We start from the raw sequence: 17022 nt of genomic DNA, 5'->3' as shown, positions 1-17022 counted from the left end.
GTTAACCAGGAGTTGGAAGATGCCAGGATTGACCGATAACGAAGCCAGGGCGCTGTCGTATTTCGCCATTGGCGTGAGTTCGGAAGGCGGCGATGTCGCCTATAAACTGAGTTTTGCGGGCAATGTACGCAACGACGCGAACGGCAACCCCGCGATGCACCCGATCGGCAACAGCGGCTTTTCCATCGGCACGCTGCAGACCGACCTGGGCCAGCATCCCGAAGTGGCCACGCAACTCACCGACGCGTACCAGACGTGGGCCCGCACGGCGCATCCGGACTGGGCCCTGAATGCGGCCCAGCGCACCCAGACGATCGACGACCTGGGGCGCACCGGTCGCGAAATCACCGCGCAGCACGGTCGTCCGCTGGACGCCACGGTCAAGTCGCACCTGGACAGCTTCATGGCCAGCGACGCCGGCGTCGACTTCGTGCACCGGCACGATACCGCGCAGGTAGACCGCCTGATGACCAAGGCGATCGGCCCGCTCCAGCAGACGCCGTTGTACCAGCATGCGTCGGAGCAGGACCAGGCGCGGCTGATCACGATGACCGCCAAGCTCTACAACCAGAGTGAGGTGTACGGCAATCGCCTGGTCGGGCAGCTGCAGAACAACGAGCACCACAGCGTCGACGACGTCAAGCACTCGATTGATCGCTACCCGGATTACGTGCGCGACGGTCGTGACCACGCGCTGGCCGGCACGGCGCTGTTCAACGACATGCAGGCCACGGGTGCGAACCATCCGCTGCGTCCCGCGTGGGACCACGTGCTCACCAACCCGACAGTTAATCCGACGCAGCTTGGCAACGATCCTACCCATCCCAACCTGCCGCATGAGTACGCCGCCATCCGCGATGCGTTCACCGATCCGGCCCACTCGCGTGGCATGGTGCAGGCGCTGGGTGAGGGCGGTTCCTATGCGAATACGCAGAACAAGCGCGGGTTCGTGGCGGAAGGTCGCGACCTGGTGACCTGGGATCGTTCGGGCCACGCGCAGGCGCTGGTCAACGGCCAGTGGAGCACGCTCAACAGCCGGGACATTTCCACCCACGTCAACGCCGACAAGACCCTGGACGTGAACGTGCATCGCAACGGCGCCGACGAGCGGCTGCTGCATGTCACCCATCCCGGCCGTGTGCATAGCCAGCCGGCCGCCGCGCCTGCCGCTCACGGACAGGCCGCGTCGCATGGGCAGGGCGCACCGCAGCACAGCCAAGCCAGCGGGGATCACATCCAGCGCGCCGGCACGCTGCGCGAACACGATCGCGCTCCACAGGTCCAGGTGTTGCAGGGTCAGCTTGCCGCTCTTGGTTACAAGGGCGCGGACGGCAAGGCGCTGCACCCGGACGGCGATTTCGGCGGCAACACGAAGCACGCGTTGCAGTCGTTCCAGCGCGATCACCGGCTGACCGAGGACGGCATTGCCGGATCGAAGACGATGGATGCATTGCACGCTGCTACCCAGCGTCCTGTGGCCCAGAGCGCGGGCCTTGCCGATCCGTCGCACGCCGGTAACGCGATGTACAAGCAGGCGCTGGATGCCGTGCACGGGATCGATGCGCAGCAGGGGCGCACGCCGGACCAGATGAGCAACAACTTTGCCGGCTCGCTGGCGAACAAGGCCCACGAGCAGGGCCTGACCCGGATCGACCACGTCGTGCTCAGCGACGACGCCAAGCGTGCTTATGCGGTACAAGGCGAGTTGAATTCGCCGTTCAAGCGGATCGCCGAGGTGGACGTGGCCCAGTCTGTGGCCAAGCCGCTGGAGCAGAGCAGCCGCGAGTGGCAGCCGGCGTTACAGCCGCAGAACCCGGCGCCGCAGCCGAGCCAGGCACAGCAGCAGAGTGCGCCTGCGCCGACGCCGACGCCGCCTGAGCCGATGGCGCCGCATCGCTGAGGCACAAAAAAACCGGCCGCCTTTGGGGCGGCCGGTTAGCGGCGGGTAGGGCGGTTCGCTCACCGCGGGGGGCCGCCCTGCTGAAAGTTTTGCTGTTGACTCTCGGCGTGTACAGCACGACCGAGAGCCTCCACGTCGCTCTGTGCCAACGTGCCGCCTGGGCCACGCGGCGCGATTATCGCTCCGGTACCCCGGTTTTCTCGATCGCAGGGTCGCTCTGCCACTTGAGCGTTGCGTCGATGAGCGCGTCGTCTTCCGTGTCGGTGATCTTGCCGGCCTGGCAGGTGCTCTGTTTCAGTGGTTTTGGCTGGCCATCCTTGATGACCGTCAATCCGCCATCCTGAAGGTTGTTGGCTCCCGATACCGAGTAGACGACGTATTTGAAACCCGCGTTGGTGAACGCATACGCATATCCGCCGCTGTTACCGCCGAACATGAGGTGGGTACGCGTGAAAGCGGATGTTTCACCGCTGGCAGGGTAGGTCAGCTCCGCCTTGGCTCCGGCCCGGCCATAACCGTAGTAGAAACGGCCCGCGCCATGTGCGACGTCACCCGCTGCGCAGATGGAGACTGTCTTGCTTCCGTCAGCGAGCGGGCAGGAGAACACAGGCTGGTCGCCTTTGGCGCACATCGTCGGTGCGGACGTGGCGACGCCGGCGTTGGTTGAGAACGGCGCCATGGCGGCGATCAGTAACAGGGTCCTGGAAAGTAACTTCATAGGTCAATCCGGTTAGTGACATTTCGCCAAACTACACGCAAGCGGCGAGTCATCAGATCGTCAGCGGCTCGACCTTCGCCTTTTCCATCAGGCGCGAGGTGAAGTACTTGTCCTGGTAGTACCGGATCTTCTCGCACATCACCGGATGCGGGATGCCCTCGTAGAGGAACACTTCCTTCTCCGTACCCATCGCCTTGAGCTCCTGCGGCAGCATGAGGGCGCGCTTCTCCTCCGAATGGCTCTTGGAGATATCGCCCTTCTTGCTCTTGGTGATGTTCTCGCGGCGCACCGTGGTGTACCCGAGCATGTCGGAATAGTCGTTGGCATCCTGCTGCTCACGCGGCGCGTAGACGATCTGCAGCGCATGGTTGGTGATGACCGTGCGCGAGACGTCCTTGCCGTAGGTGGCATCCAGCTGGGCCATGCTCTGGATGATCGGCAGCAGGCGGATGTTGTAGCCGGCCATATACGACACGGCGGACGCGATGATCTCTACCTTACCGATGGAGGTGAACTCGTCCATCAGCAACAGGCACTGGTGCTTGAGCGCCGGGTTGTTCTGCGGCAGCTCCTTGGTATTGAGGTTGATGAGTTGGCTAAAGAAGAGGTTGACGATCAGTCGGCTCTCGGACAGCTTGTTGGGCTGGATGCCGATGTAGATGGTCATCTTCTTCTTGCGCACATCGGTCAGCAGGAAGTCGTCTTCGCTGGTGGCCGCATCCAGCACCGGATTGATCCAGGCGTTCAGCGGTTCCTTGAAGGTGCCGAGGATCGACGCGAAGGTCTCGTTGGCCTGCGACAACATGTTGGCGAACGCCGACTGCGCGTTGGCGCTGAGGAACGGTTCCTTCGACAGGCGCGTGTAGAGCTCGCGCAGGTCGGTGCCGTCACCCGAGGACAGGCGGTAGATCATGCCCAGAGTGGGCTTGTTGCGCAGGATGGCGGGCAGGCCCTTGTTCTCGTCGTGCTCGTACTTCTCGCACAGGTACAGCGAGAACGCCATGAAGGCATTGCGTGCCTGACTGACCCAGAATTTCTGGTCGTCCGAGCCGTCCGGGTAGAGCATCGAGGCGATGCTCATCAGGTCCGACACGCGGAACGCCGGATCGGTTGAGACATAGCTCAGTGGATTCCAGCGATGGGTGCGGCGGTCCTCCGCGAACGGGTTGAACAGGTAGATTTCCTGTCCCTGCGACTTGCGCCAGCCGCTGGTCAGGTCGAAGTTCTCCTGCTTGATGTCCAGGACCACGATGGATTCCTGGTAGTCCAACAGGTTGGGGATGACCACGCCGACGCCCTTGCCCGAGCGTGTGGGTGCCGCGAGGATCACGAACTGCTGCCCGGGCAGGCGGACCAGCTCGCCCTTGAACTTGCCGACGAGGATGCCGTTGTCCGCGGGGGAAAGCATTTTCTGCTTGCGCAGGTCGGCGGCCGTGGCGAAGCGGGCGTCGCCATGCATCGCCTGCTTCTTCTTGCGTGTGAGAAAATACAGGCTGACCAACCATGCGGCCAAGGGCACGAAGAACCCGATGCCGCCAGCGGCCTTGATTTTCCACGCATACGGCTGGACCCGCGGGAGGTCAAGAGCGCGGATATATTCGTAGTAGGTGGCGAACCTAAGGGGCACCTGGCCCAGGCCGAGAAACGACAGGGTGAGGTAGCCCGAAAGCATCTCTCCCATGCCCAATGCGACGAGCAGAAGCCCGGCCGCCCAATATCCCCTGTTTTTGCTCATGCGTTTTTCGCCTTAGACCTTTGAATCACAAGGGGAGCGACGCCTTCGTCGCCCCTTCCTGGTACGCGTTTTGTGTGCCCGGATTGTAGCGCCCCGGGCTGATTATTCAGAGACTTGGACCTGACGTGTGGTGATGCCACTGATGAGTCGCTGGTACGGCATCGTCATGATCACGGTTCTTTTGCCTACTTCGACGGGTGGGCGGGAAGGGTGACGGCAAACGGCATCCGCTTGTCCGGGTCGGTCATCAGGAAATAATGCCCCGTGACCTTGATCTGGCCGTGGTCTTCGTGGAAGCCGTCCTTGCCCTTACCAACCCACGATGAGTAGGCGGTATCGACGCCCGGCACGTCAGCGCGTTGATCGCCCACGATCTTCCCGTCAGCCGGAGAGAGCTCCACGACGTCCAACAGCGTCTGAGAGAGCGCGGTAGCCGAGTCGGTGTCGCTCTGTACCAGCACGAAAAGCGAGCCACCCATGGCCAAACAGTGCGTGGCGCGGTTCTGGTAATAGTCGGGGGAAACAGGGATAGCGGTCACCCAGCGTGGCTGCTGCGTCCGGGTATCCTTGAAATAAACGAAGGCACGGCCGTTCATGCCTTCCTCCGTGACGTCGCCCGCGACGCATTCACCGCCTTCGGCGGCCGTCGAGCCATAGAAGCTGAAGTCCTCCGGCACCTTTGCGGACGCGGCCTTCGTGGTTGGCGTCTTAGCGGCGGCTGCTGCGATGACAGCACACGGAAAGGCGGCCATCTGCATGGCTAACAGAGTCCCCAGAACGCGCGCGTTCCAGTGGGCGGATATCGGACTTTGGGTCGCCACGCACATCTCCTGTTTGACGATCGGTAATAGTCATTCCGATGGAATCGATAAACATGCCGCCACCCGCTAGTGCCTACCACGACGATGTGAGGCGTGCCGGCTCAGGGACCGTGGCCGGGTGCGCTGTGATCGCGGGTGGACGGCTGCTGAGCCTGTGCTTGTGCCTGAGCCTGCGCCTGCGAGGCTTGTTGCGCCGCACGCGCCCATGCCTCGCTGCTCTGGGCCACACTGGTACTCACGGCCTGCTCGGTGGGCACCTCGGTAACCCGCTTCAGGGGTGATTCGGGAGTGCCCTGCACGCCGTAGATGCGCCGCGCATCGTCGCTCAACACGGCACTGTCGATGCGCTGCAGTCCGTCCTGGCGTGCCTTTACCACCAGGCTACCGGCAACATTGTCACTGATCCCGTCCGGCTGGCGACCCTGCGCCTTGTCCATCGCATGCACCGCTTGCTGTGCTTGCTGGAACAAGGGGTGGTCCGGATGAGCGGCGTGGTCCAGGGGCACGGTCGGCTTGTCATGGCTGAACCACGCGCCCGGGTGTGTCACGGTATTCCACGCGGCATGGGCTTTTTCTTCGGCGGCATGGAAGCCGTCTGCGATATCGCGACCTACGTGCTGCACGCCTTCCTTGAGATGATCGAAGCCTTCCCTGGCCTGCTGCGTCACACGCTCGACGCCGTGCTCCACGGCAAGTACCCCGGCACCCACCGCCTCACCCACGCGGTGCTCGATGTTGTCCCTCAGCTCGCCGATCGCCTTGGGAATCTCCCAACTGGCGGACAGGCCCAGGCGGATGTCGCGAACATCGTTGCGGTAGCGATCCACCATATGCTCGTGCGCCGCGTACCGCGCCTGGTTCTCCGGATCGATGATGGAGTGACCCAGCAGCTTGCTGTTGGGCACGAAGTTATCGATGGCGTGGGCGCTGAAGTCCGTCGCTTTGATGGGGTTGCGCGGAGTGAGGATGCCGCCGTCGTCCTTGTAGCCGGCGCGGGATAGCGTGTCGATGTCCTGCTGCGCCGCGTAGATGCGCACTTCGCCGAAATGCGGGCTGGCCGCACTGACAAGATCACCGGCGCGTACGTGGTCGATGACCTGCGTACCCCCTTCGGGTACGTTACCCCGCAGGCTGGCGGCGCCATAGGCGTTGAAGGTCTCGCCGTGCAGGCCGAACTTCGACGCGTTGAGCTCCGCCAGCGTACCGCCCAGGGAGTGGCCGGTCACCGTCACCTGCAGGGGGCGATGGTGCAAATCGGCATCGAGTTTGGCGCGATCGAGCACGCGCTGCGTAAAAGCTTCCGAATCGGCCTGCTGGAGGTTGATCCCCGCCAGCACCATGCCAGCGTCCACGCCGCCGTCCTGCACGGGTTCGCGTTTGAACTCGGTGCCGCGATACGCGATGACGACCTCGCCCGTATCCATGCGGCGGTAGGCCGTGGCCTGGAAGCCGGTGACGGGATTGTTGGCCACGTCGATCGCTTCGTAATTGACGCCACCCAGTTGCTTGGGTTTGTTGAGTACGGGATCCTCATAGGCATCCTGCGAAAGCAGCGCGTAGTCCGTCGATGAGAGGCTCACGGATGCTTCTCCTCGGCATGCAGCGTCACGGAGAACGTGGCGTTGGCTTCATCCTGGTACTGCGCGCGATCCGCCTCGCCCACGTCGACACGATCCATCTGTGTCGTGGCATAGGAACGGTGGGAGTAATACCGCGTGGCGGCCTTGCCCTTGAGCAGGTCGTCATGGAACAGCGGCGCGCTGAAGTCGACCTGCTTCACCCAGAGGTTGGCACTCGTGGCGACTACCGACCAATGGCAGACGCCCTTGCCGAAATAATCCTCGTCTTGCAGGAGGTCGGCGAAGATCTCGCCTTTGTAGACGTTGTCACCAGCCGGCGTGAGCTTGACCGGCACTCGCTTCTCCGGCGGCACCGTGGCGCCGGTGACCGGCGTCAGCGGTACGCACGCTTCGTTGGCCACGCGATAGTCCACCACGCCCTCGATACGATCAAACGGACCCGGCGCACCCTCGACCTTGACGGTGATCTCGTAACGCATCCGGGGATGGGGATTGAGCTTGATGTCGGGCTGGGTCATGGAGGCACCGTAGGCAGAAGAGTGGATGACGAACAGGGTGGCGACGGTTAGAGCGAGTCTTCGCTTCATGGCTGGCTCGTGCTCCTATCGGCTCATCGACGGGCCGGAATGGGTGGGCGGGGTTTCGTTAGAAACCGCGTGCTGTGCTGTCTGGCTGGCAACGACGGACGAGGTGGCCTGGGTCGCTTCGAGCTCGCGCCACGCGCTGCTGCTGCGTTCGATGGACGTAGCGATGCCGATTTCCGTGGGCACCTGGGCGGTCTTACGGAATGACGAATACATGTCGCCGTCCACGGCATAGGCCCGGCTGAAGTCGTCGCTCATCGTGACCTGATCGATACGGCTAAGGCCTTGCCGGCGGGCCTCGACGGTCAGAGCCGCGGCGAGGTTCTCGCTCATGTGGTCGGGCTTGCGGCCGGTATCGGCGTCGATGGCGTGGACGCCGCGTAGCGCCTGTCTGTACAACGGGTTGTCGGGGTGCGTGGGGTCGTCCAGCCGGGGCGGGTGGAGCAGGCGCTCCAGTTCGGCGGAGTGCGTGGGTGACCCCCAGACGCCGCTGGCGACGGACTCGTGGACGAGGCCGAGGGTGCGGGCACCGGTGATGGCGGTGGTGCGTGCGTGGTCTGCGCCGACTTCCATCGCATGCCCCGCCGCCACGGCGCCGCGTTCTGCGGCCTCCACGACGGGCTTGCTGCGCTCAACCAGTTCGTTCCAGTCGTGTTCTAGCCGGTCGATGTAGAGCTGGCCGGCACGGATAGCCAAGGCCGGTGCGACGACAGCCGGTGTGGTCGCGACCTGCGTGACGATCTCGCGAGACGTGAGCACGTCGGATCGATAACGATCAACCAAGGTGCTGTTTGCCCTGTAACGGGCTTCACCTTCGGGCCCGAGCAGCGGTGTCTCGTCGCCTTTGGGGATGAAGTTGGACATCGAGTGGGAGCTTGGGCTGACGGCAGATAACGTCGAACCTAGACCGGTGTGCGGCCTGTCGTAGCCGGCGTGCTTCAGCGTCGTGATGTCGTCGGCGGTGGCGTAGATTTTTACTTCGCCGAAGTGTCGATTGGCGGCACTGACCGGGTCGCCGGCCCGCACGTGGTTGATGACCTGGTCGCCGCCCTCTGGCGTGCCACGTATCAGGCCGGCCGCACCATAGGCATTGAAGGTTTCGCCTTTGAGGCCGAACTTCGCGGCGTTGACTTCGGCGAGGCCGCCGCCGAGGGAGTGGCCGGTGACGGTGATGTCGGGCTCTCTGCCTGCTGCGCGGGCTTCTCTCGTAGCACGAGCAATCACTTCACGCGTGAATAGCTCAGATTCGAACTGCTGAAGGTTGATCTTTGACGCCGCCATTGTGGTGTCCACCAACGCATCCAAAGGATCGTCTGTTCCGCGGAACGCAATGACAACTTGTCCTGTATCGACATCGCGATAAGCTGCTGCGAAGAAGCCCGTTAGGCCATCCATGGCAGTGGATTCGACGGAGAAGGTGCGATCTCCATTCTTAATGCTTCTGTCAAGAGGGTTTGCGGCGTAAACCTTGGTGGCGAGAAATGCATAGTCCTCTGTACGATTCGTCATTGCTGCGTCGCCCTTGCCGTAACTCTGATAGAGAACGTATCCGCTGCATTCCGATATGCATTTCGGTCTGTGTTGCCTATGTTATGTGTATCGACATTGCTGTCGCGATAAGAATCAAAAGAGTAGTATCGCGTTTCGTCTTTTTTCGAAGAAAAGTTTTTAGAGGTTAGTGGGGTGGTGAACCTCATTCGGTTTTTCGTCACATTGACCATGACTGCTGCTAACGACCAATGACATGTTCCTAGAGAATAGTAGTCTTCGTCCTTGATAAGGTCCGCGTACATGTCTGCCACGTACGTCGTCTCGCTCAGCTTAGAAAGCTTCAGTGGTACATGCTTTTGGGGAAGCAGACGAGCACCGGATATAGGCTGCTCGGGGACGCAATCGAAATTCGACACGCCGTAGTCCACCGAGGCTTCGATGTTGTCGAAGGGGCCGGGCGCGCCTGCGATAGTCACGGTGATCTTGTAACGCATCGTCGGATGCGGATTCAGTTCGATCCTTGGGTCTTCCATGTTTCCACCACATGCAGTCAGTAAGAAAAACAGGCCGGGGACGGCGACCTGCACGATTCTCAGGGAAATCGCTAAATGAGCTACCCGGAGAGGTGCGCTAGGGACGAATCGCGCGAAACGAATGGAGCGATAAATGACCATCTGAGTGTGCGTCAGTCGCTGTTGTCGTCTAGGGCGACGTTCTGGTGGGCGCCGGCATGACGTTCGGTTGGTTTGTCCATGGTGATTTGGTCGCTCTGGTAGCCGCGTCCGGTCAGTCGTACTCTGTTCTCATCGTTCGCGGTCGTGTAATTGTCGAGCGCAATGTAAGAGTAAACTTCTATCTTGTATTTCATTGGATAGCCTCCCGTGCCGACAGCGTCACTGAGAACGTCTTCGATGGGGCGGCGTAGGCATTGCGATTCTCGTTGCCGGTTATGGCAAGACGCGTCCCACTTTCGTTGTAGGCGTCATAGGAGAAGTAGCGAGTAATCCCACCTTTTTCAAAGAATCTCGGCACGAAGAGCGGCGTGTCGAACTCCATCTTGCCATGGCGTGCCCGAATGCTTACCGCCACGAGTGACCACCGGCAAATGCCGTGCGCGTAATAGTCCTGGTCCTTCATTCGGTCGACGTATACCTCGCCTTGGTATTCGCCGTCTCCCGCTTGTTGAAGCTCTATTCTTACTCGCTTTCGAGGAACGATTCTTGCGCCCGATATCGGTTGTTCGGGGGCGCAGTCGTTATTAGTGACCTGGTACTGCGCGTCGGCTTCGATCGTGTCGAACGCTCCTGGCGCATCGGCGATGCTCGCCGTAATCGTGTAGCGCATCGTCGGATGCGGATTCAGTTCGATCCTTGGGTCTTCCATGTTTCCACCACATGCCGTCAGTAAGAGAAACAGGCCGGGGACGGCGACCTGCACGATTCTTCGGGCAACTGTTATACGAGTTGCCTGGAGATGTGCGCTAGGGACGAATCGCGCGAAACGAATGAAGCGATGACCGATCATCAGAGGGCGCTTTAGCCTCCGTTATCTTCGGGCTGCAGGCCCATGGAGTATTCATCGATCTCCTTGCCGTCGACCCACCCCGTGGCGCAATCGCCTGTGTAGTGACCGTCCGGCTTGAGCGTGCACGCGGTGCCGCTGGCTGGGCGACTCCATTCGACCTTCGCATCGGCACCCTTGCACATTTCGTTGCCCTTGCAGAGCTTCACGGTGCGGGTTGGGATCGCCTTGACGAGGGCGCGGAGCAGCACGCCGTCCTTGCGTTGCGTGGCCTGGATACAGATCAGCTGGTTTGCCCCCACGTGGGCGACGGGTTTGGCGGCAGCCGCCTTGAAGTTGTCCCCGAGCGTTGCGCCCTTGTCCGCCCCGATGACACCGAACGACATATTCGATGTGCAGTCGTCGCCGGCATCGACCGCTACGCTGTCGATGGTGCAGGCGGTATTGCCATGCTTGTCGCCGGTGCAGGTCACGGCGGACCCGGGTGACGATGCCTGAAGCAGCGCCTGCAAGGCGCGGGCATCGCCGGGCGCGGCAGACGCTGTTGCTGTAGTCAGGAGAAAGGTCGCTGCCAGCATCCATCCAGAGGTCTTCATGATCACAGCCCCGCCGGCGATGTGGGTTGTTGCTGCTGCGCCTGCTGTTGCGTCGGCTGGCTCCGGGCCTGCTCGGCGACATGCTGCTGCACGGCCTCGCTGCTCTTTTCCAGCGGTGTGGCCATGCCTTGCATCGTGTTGACCTCGGCAATCTGTTTGAAAGGTGAGTTGAGGTCGCCCTGGACGGCGTAGGTGCGGGTGGCGTCCGGGCTGAGCATGACGTGGTCGATGCTCTTGAAGCCGCCCTTGACGGCGTCGGCCGTCACCGATCCGGCCAGCTGGTGACTCTGGATGTCCGGCGTGCGACCGTGCTCGGCATCGATGCGGAACACGCCGTCTTGGGCTTGGCGGAACATCGCGTGGTACGGGTTGGCCGGTGAATCCAGGCGAGGGCCGGTGTGCGCCTGCTTGTCGAGCGCTTCCATCGTCTTCGTGCCAACGACGCCATCCGGGTCCAGCCGATGATCGCGCTGGAAGCGCTCAACGGCGGCCTTGGTGTGGTCACCGAAGCGGCCATCGGGGTTCAGGGCATGGCCGTTGTCGTCCTTGTAGCCGAGGCGGATCAACGATTCCTGGAGCGCGGTGACCTTCGCGCCTTCGTCACCCTTGCGAAGGGTATCGGGATGTGCCGCCGTCGGTTTTGCTTCGACGTGCTTCGGCTCGGCCTTCGTATGCGCGGTGGTATCCGCGTGTTGCCCGGTCTGCGTCGTGGCGTGACCATGGACCGGCTCGTGCGTGCGGAACTCGGGCTTCGCGCGCAGGGCGCCCACGATTTCCATGTTCTTGGTGAAATACGACCGGGCGTCCATCGTGACCGCTGCCGGGCCTGTGGACGTCTGCGAGCCTATGAACTCGATATTTCCGTGCGCGTCGTAGCCCTTGAAGATGGCGACATGCTGGTTCGACCCCGTCTTGCTCTTCAGCATGAGGATGTCGCCCGGTTGGAGATCACCGGGATGCTTTGATGCATCCGCCTTCGAAATGACATCGAAGTGCTTCTGCGCATAATCGGTCGTCTTATTGCCGTTATAGAGCGCATGCGTGCTGAACGGCTGGTCGCCTACGTCGTAGCCCGCGTTCTTCATGCCGCGCCAGACGAAGGACGAACAGTCGACGCCACGGTAGCCGTCGCCGTCCAGATCCTTCTCTGTACGACTCCGGTCAGTCACGCCATGAGCCGAGTTGGTCTTGTTTTGCGAGTCGGGGCGGCCGTATTCGAACTTCATCCCGGAATGGAAGAAGTGCTCGTCGGCGGCATCGAGGATGTCTTTGCTCATGGCGTTATTCCCTGGGCGTCATCGCGGGGGCGCGTGAAGGCGTTTCGGCCTCCTGGACCGGCTGCCGGGTGTGTTCGGTAGCTGCGGCGGGTTGCTGGGCCAGCTTCGCGATGTCCGCGCTGCTTTGTTCGATCGGGGTGTTGACGGCCTTTGCGGTGTCGACTTCCGCCATGCGTTTGAGCGGTGAATCCAGCTCGCCCTGTACGGCATAAGCACGGCTGCCATCGTCGCTGAGCACAACATGATCGATCTTCGTCAAGCCCTGGCGCTTCGCTTCGACGGCTGCCGCACCAGCAAGCTGGTCGCTCTGCACATCGGACGTGCGTTTGTATTGGGCATCCAGTGCATGGACGGCCGTGCGGGATTGTTCGAAGAGGACATAGTCAGGATGCGCTGGATTATCGAGGCGGCTGGCCGCAGCGGTACGCTGAACCGCGTCTTGATGCTTGGCCTGCGCGATGGCTTCCATGGTCTTCGGTCCGGCAACGCCATCGGCCGCGAGGTGGTGATCGCGTTGGAAGGCTTCCAATGCGGCGCGTGTACCGGGGCCGAAGACGCCATCCGTATGCAGTTCGCCGTGCGGTCCAGCTGTATAGCCCAGACGCGCCAAGCTGCCTTGCAGGAGACGGACATCCTCGCCTTTTGCGCCCTGGGTGAGCGTGGTCAACGGGGCAGGGGCGTCCGCCGGATGCGACGGTTGCGGGCGTCCGACGTTACCTTCGGCAAGACGATGCATCACCTCAGGATTCAGGCGGCGCTGCCAGTCTTCGAAGCGGTTCTCGCGATCTTCCAGTCCGTTGTATTTACCGTTGACGGCTTTGGTCGCCGCGCGCACGTCTTCCTTCGCGTTGTCGGGAACGCGGTTCTCCCAGTACCACACGGCGATCTTCGACGCGTTCTGGGGATCGGCGGCGAGTTCGGGATGCTTGACCAGATCCAGGTCGAGTGCCTCGCCCGCTGCGCGGTAATTCGCCTTGCCGGTGAGCTGGATGTAGCCGCGCCCGTGGTACTTCCAGCCGTCGCCCGGCTCGTCGTTGCCATTGCGGCCGCCGTACATCAGCTCGGCCAACTTCTCGGGCTTGCCCATTAACGCCTGCTTGCGTGCGGCGTCCAGGGCTTCCGGACCTTCGCGCCAGGCCGACTGCACCGGGATCTGCGAGATATTGCGCGTGTAGCGAAAGCTTTCTTCGAGCCGGTTCAGCCCGTTGGATTCATGAGTGACCTGGGCCATGAAGTTGGCCAGCTCCCTCGGTCGCGTGATGCCCGCCGCAGTCGCGTCGTTCAGCACCTGGGTTTCACGATCAATCGCCATGTGGAGCTCCTGGTTGACTCGCGTGCCTTGATGCGTCCTCAAGCCTGTCTGATCCGCTGTCCTTGGCGGAGGCCGTTATCGAATGCGTTATAGGGGGCTGGACTCAGCGCATGCGTGAGTCGGGGGCGCGGACGCGAAGCGCGGCAAGGCCAGTCTGCCTGGGACAGAGGCGCCGGCTTGGACGGGTGCGCACAAGGAACAGCGGCCGGAGCGTGCCGGCGGGAAACGATCAATCGTCATGTGTAACTCCTGGTTGATGTCCGGTTGGCTTTGCCTCTTGCTGGCCTTACCCGCCTTCCTGGTGGGGCGTTGCGTCATCTGACTTCAGGGTAGTGTCGGTTCCGGCAGGTGACTGGGGTCGAAATCACTGAAAAGCACCGTGCCCAGCTCTTGACTTGTCAGGTCGAGGTGTTTCTCTTTGCCGGTCTCCGTGTCGGTTACCTTCCGGGCCACTCCTGAGGTGATCCAGTTCTTTTTATCACTGACGTAGGTGAAGGTGTACTCATCTGTCCAGCGTTCGCGGCTGCCGCCGCCGACTACGATGGTGAACTGGCCTTTGCCGATCTTTGAATAGGCATAAGGGTCACCGGAAACGCCGCCGCACAGGGCGCAGGGGATGATGTGGGCGTTTGCGGCTGCCTTGCGTAGTTGTCCCGCGTCGTCACGTACCAACAGTACGACGTTGCGGTTCGGGCCTTGCCCCAGTTTCTCATCACCTTTTGCAGGGGGATCGAGCACCAGTAGCACGTCGGCGTGGCCGGCGCCCGTCAGGTCGCCCCTGACCGACTCGAGCACCTTGGCGCCATCGGTGGCGAACGCGGTGAAGTCGTCCATGGCGTGTCCTTTGGCCGTTTTTGCGGCAGTCGGGGCGGGGGCAGGGCGGGCGTAGGGGTTGGGGGTTTGGGCGTTAGCATTGAGAGCGATGCAGAGGCAGACGAGGAGCGGCACTCGAAGCGATCCGGGATCTTTTGTCATTTGATGGCATCTTCTGTCTTTTCATCTATGCAATGCATTTACAAATGTCAATGATAGCCTGGGACAAACTCGGGAGACCCCCCGGCTGAATCCCAACCACCCGGTTGTCGTCCTATGGGGCATACAGTCTGATATTGCTCCATGGATAAAGTGTCGTCTGCAGACCAAGCTCTACCGTAAGGATAAGGTTCGCACAAAGGAGAAATCATAAAAGCTGTGCCTCCTGTGTACGGAGCCAATGGCCACCAACACCGCGCAGGGTCCAGTTGTCCACGAGTGCAGAACAAGAATGGATCGCTGCCTCGGTAAGTGAGGGTTTGGGCAGTTGCGGTTGTGCAAACAATACTGAATGTGAGAAAAAGCCAGAATTTCATGAGGATTTCTTCTTCCCTTACGTGCGCGCCATGGCGTGGTGGATAGTTGCCCCTGCATTCCACTTAATCTGTTCCGGACAACTATGCTTGCTGTAAACCATCTGGAAACCGGTCGTTGATCGGTAACGTGACAGAGTATTGAACTCCGCTTTGTCACTTCTCGTAGCAGTAGTTAATTATCAGGCCCACCGCGACCTCTCTTTTTTTGAATTGCAGCTCATTTGTTATAATGTGTGAAATCAGCTCGTAACTTTAACAGCCATTGCCACATGGGCACTCGAGGTTTCCACTTCCTGCCTCTAAGCGGGTGTCATATTTGGCGAATGTATTGAAGAAAAAATAAAACCAATACTACGAGGCAATTAAAAAGTCTAATATCAAATCACTTCGCCTTTCGTTTTTTTGTCTTATGCCTTCGAACATCCAATTGTAGCTTGAGCCTGACTCACCAAATGAATTTCTGTATAGGTAAAAAGTTTTAGCGAACTCGCCGAGCTAAACTACAAGCGCTATACACTACTTTGCATCCGTTCGTTGAATCGTTACATTTTTCCATAGCAATGCCTTCAGCAGACGCTTTGTCCGGACCTCTTCCTGATCCCCAACCTTGGGTACCCCAACCGATTGCCGCGCATTGATTGGTGTAGACCATCTCTAGCTTGCAGCTAGACCCGCCATTACTGCGGCATTCTTGAAGCGCATCTCTACTGGCCTGAGACTGGCTTGATCGATCAGTTACAGTGCCCGCCTTGCCGGTTGTGCTATCAACTGCGATCGCGCCCCACGTTTTTTCCCATACTGCTCTTGGTGCAGGGACAGACGCATTTTGTCCCGCATTATAGCCGGGCATTCCTGAAGCATCGGGGGGAACACAGTTTCCCCCGCCAGTGTCGACCCCTGTTGCGCATTGAGCCCAAACACTAGAGCTCGCAACCAACATTAATGCCGGAATAAAATGAAAAATAAGCTTGTGAAGCCTTTGCATATTATCGGCCCTCTCTTTGTTTAATGACTTCAGGTTGAGACGAGTAGCTCGAGCCTGATGTCAACATTTGATTTCCATTGCTGAAATTTGATAACGGAGCGGCCTCCTTGTGTCCTCGCCCTCCTGAACCTGCATCGGTGGACGGCGGAATGTAACTAGGAGTTCCAGGCGGTCCATAGCCGCCACCGCCACCGCCGCCCTGCGGCTCAGGCTTGATATGACCAAACGGCGAGTAGGCATTGAACTGACCAAGCGTGCCTTGGAAGAAGGCGGCTGCCATAGGCGGAGCGCTGATGATCATCGTAGTTAGCAAAATACCGAGTCCACCCTGTTGCAGAGCCATACTGTTGATGCCATCCGTAGCGGTGCCATCGCCCAAGGGGGGCATTGATGCCAGATACTTGACCGCAAAGGCGGCGGTAATGGCTGCCATCATCTTCATGGCAATCGTCACCATGACGCTCAAGACCGCCAGAGAAAACACCGTACCGATCCCGTATAGCAGCCACTTGTTGAACAGTTGCTTTGTGGGCTCGAAAAGCAGGCACATGATGAAGATGGGGCCAAAACCAACGAATAGCGCCAAGGCAATCTTATTCAAGAGCAGCATCGATCCAGCGATAACACTGGGTCCAGCGATGCCGATGCCGGTAAACCATCGATCGCGATCTTTGTCTGCTTGTGCGGCCTGGTTGCCACCAGTATCGATGGCATCGATCGTTCCCATTGCCAGCTCCATGCCAGCAAGGTTGTTGTCGATATGCTGGAACGGGCTGCCATCCTCGCCGGTGACATATTCGGCGATGGTCGTCGACATGCCGTCGCTAAGGCTCCAATACACTGACGACGATGTATAGGCTGCGGTGGTTGCGATGAAAACCACCAGTGTCGCCTTCAGTGCGTCGCCTACCAGCACCATCATCGGCTGCCGCGACTGCCCGGTCACGATACGGAAGCCCTGGAACATGATCCACACGGTCAGCACGACAGTGGCAACCACACCAATGATTGCGGCCGAACTCGACAACAGCTTCCACTGCATGATGTCGATTTCAGTGCGCAAGAAGTCATTGATCGTCTTGAAAAAGACGAACTGGGTGGCGGAGTCGAGCGGTCCGGCGAACATGGCTACTCCCGAGTGACCAAATAGACT

Annotated in this window: 16 protein-coding genes; 1 reads left to right on the top strand and 15 read right to left on the bottom strand. The window is 60.5% G+C overall.

Annotation, left to right across the window (positions count from 1 at the left end; translation table 11 throughout):
• The first annotated feature begins 19 nt into the window (after positions 1–19).
• Complete coding sequence (locus ACVKN3_RS09760) at positions 20–1900, top strand: peptidoglycan-binding domain-containing protein (RefSeq protein WP_354515012.1); 1881 nt, start codon at positions 20–22, stop codon at positions 1898–1900.
• 175 nt (positions 1901–2075) lie between these two features.
• Here the strand turns inward: ACVKN3_RS09760 and ACVKN3_RS09755 are convergent, their stop codons facing one another.
• The 15 genes from ACVKN3_RS09755 to ACVKN3_RS09685 form a co-directional block, all read right to left on the bottom strand.
• Entirely contained in the window at positions 2076–2618 is a 543-nt protein-coding gene (locus tag ACVKN3_RS09755) for a hypothetical protein (RefSeq protein ID WP_354515010.1), read from the bottom strand.
• Positions 2619–2670: 52 nt separating this feature from the next.
• Positions 2671–4353 (bottom strand): type IV secretory system conjugative DNA transfer family protein, encoded by a 1683-nt coding sequence (locus tag ACVKN3_RS09750; RefSeq protein ID WP_354515008.1) that lies wholly within the window; start codon positions 4351–4353, stop codon positions 2671–2673.
• A gap of 185 nt (positions 4354–4538) precedes the next feature.
• Positions 4539–5111, bottom strand: a complete 573-nt coding sequence (locus tag ACVKN3_RS09745; RefSeq protein WP_285401955.1) for a hypothetical protein — start codon at positions 5109–5111, stop codon at positions 4539–4541.
• A 164-nt stretch (positions 5112–5275) separates the two neighbouring features.
• The gene (locus ACVKN3_RS09740; protein WP_285401957.1) at positions 5276–6754 is read right to left on the bottom strand and encodes an XVIPCD domain-containing protein; all 1479 of its coding nucleotides are present in this window, start codon (positions 6752–6754) and stop codon (positions 5276–5278) included.
• Positions 6751–7341: a hypothetical protein gene (locus ACVKN3_RS09735; protein ID WP_285401958.1), complete on the bottom strand. Its 591-nt coding sequence runs from the start codon at positions 7339–7341 to the stop codon at positions 6751–6753. Before ACVKN3_RS09735 ends, ACVKN3_RS09740 begins: the two co-directional genes overlap by 4 nt.
• A gap of 15 nt (positions 7342–7356) precedes the next feature.
• Positions 7357–8847 carry an XVIPCD domain-containing protein gene (locus tag ACVKN3_RS09730; RefSeq protein ID WP_354515006.1) on the bottom strand — a complete coding sequence of 497 codons (1491 nt, stop codon included), beginning with the start codon at positions 8845–8847 and terminating at the stop codon, positions 7357–7359.
• Positions 8844–9416: a hypothetical protein gene (locus tag ACVKN3_RS09725; protein ID WP_285401962.1), complete on the bottom strand. Its 573-nt coding sequence runs from the start codon at positions 9414–9416 to the stop codon at positions 8844–8846. The genes ACVKN3_RS09730 and ACVKN3_RS09725 overlap by 4 nt, the downstream gene beginning before the upstream one ends.
• A 98-nt stretch (positions 9417–9514) precedes the next feature.
• Entirely contained in the window at positions 9515–9697 is a 183-nt protein-coding gene (locus ACVKN3_RS09720; RefSeq protein ID WP_285401964.1) for a hypothetical protein, read from the bottom strand.
• Positions 9694–10266 carry a hypothetical protein gene (locus tag ACVKN3_RS09715; protein WP_354515003.1) on the bottom strand — a complete coding sequence of 191 codons (573 nt, stop codon included), beginning with the start codon at positions 10264–10266 and terminating at the stop codon, positions 9694–9696. The genes ACVKN3_RS09720 and ACVKN3_RS09715 overlap by 4 nt, the downstream gene beginning before the upstream one ends.
• Before the next feature lie 98 nt (positions 10267–10364).
• Positions 10365–10952, bottom strand: coding sequence for a hypothetical protein (locus ACVKN3_RS09710; protein WP_354515001.1), 588 nt, complete (start codon positions 10950–10952; stop codon positions 10365–10367).
• On the bottom strand, positions 10949–12223 hold the full coding sequence (locus tag ACVKN3_RS09705; RefSeq protein ID WP_285401971.1) for an XVIPCD domain-containing protein: 1275 nt from the start codon (positions 12221–12223) through the stop codon (positions 10949–10951). Before ACVKN3_RS09705 ends, ACVKN3_RS09710 begins: the two co-directional genes overlap by 4 nt.
• Before the next feature lie 4 nt (positions 12224–12227).
• Positions 12228–13535: an XVIPCD domain-containing protein gene (locus ACVKN3_RS09700; RefSeq protein ID WP_354514999.1), complete on the bottom strand. Its 1308-nt coding sequence runs from the start codon at positions 13533–13535 to the stop codon at positions 12228–12230.
• A gap of 324 nt (positions 13536–13859) precedes the next feature.
• Positions 13860–14369, bottom strand: coding sequence for a hypothetical protein (locus ACVKN3_RS09695; RefSeq protein ID WP_354514997.1), 510 nt, complete (start codon positions 14367–14369; stop codon positions 13860–13862).
• Between the two features lie 993 nt (positions 14370–15362).
• On the bottom strand, positions 15363–15734 hold the full coding sequence (locus ACVKN3_RS09690; protein WP_354515243.1) for a DUF4189 domain-containing protein: 372 nt from the start codon (positions 15732–15734) through the stop codon (positions 15363–15365).
• Between the two features lie 136 nt (positions 15735–15870).
• Positions 15871–16995: a type IV secretion system protein gene (locus tag ACVKN3_RS09685; RefSeq protein WP_354514995.1), complete on the bottom strand. Its 1125-nt coding sequence runs from the start codon at positions 16993–16995 to the stop codon at positions 15871–15873.
• Between the last annotated feature and the right edge of the window lie 27 nt (positions 16996–17022).

The sequence above is a fragment of the Luteibacter sp. PvP120 genome, assembly GCF_054055715.1.
This window is presented reverse-complemented; position numbering and strand designations above follow the sequence as displayed.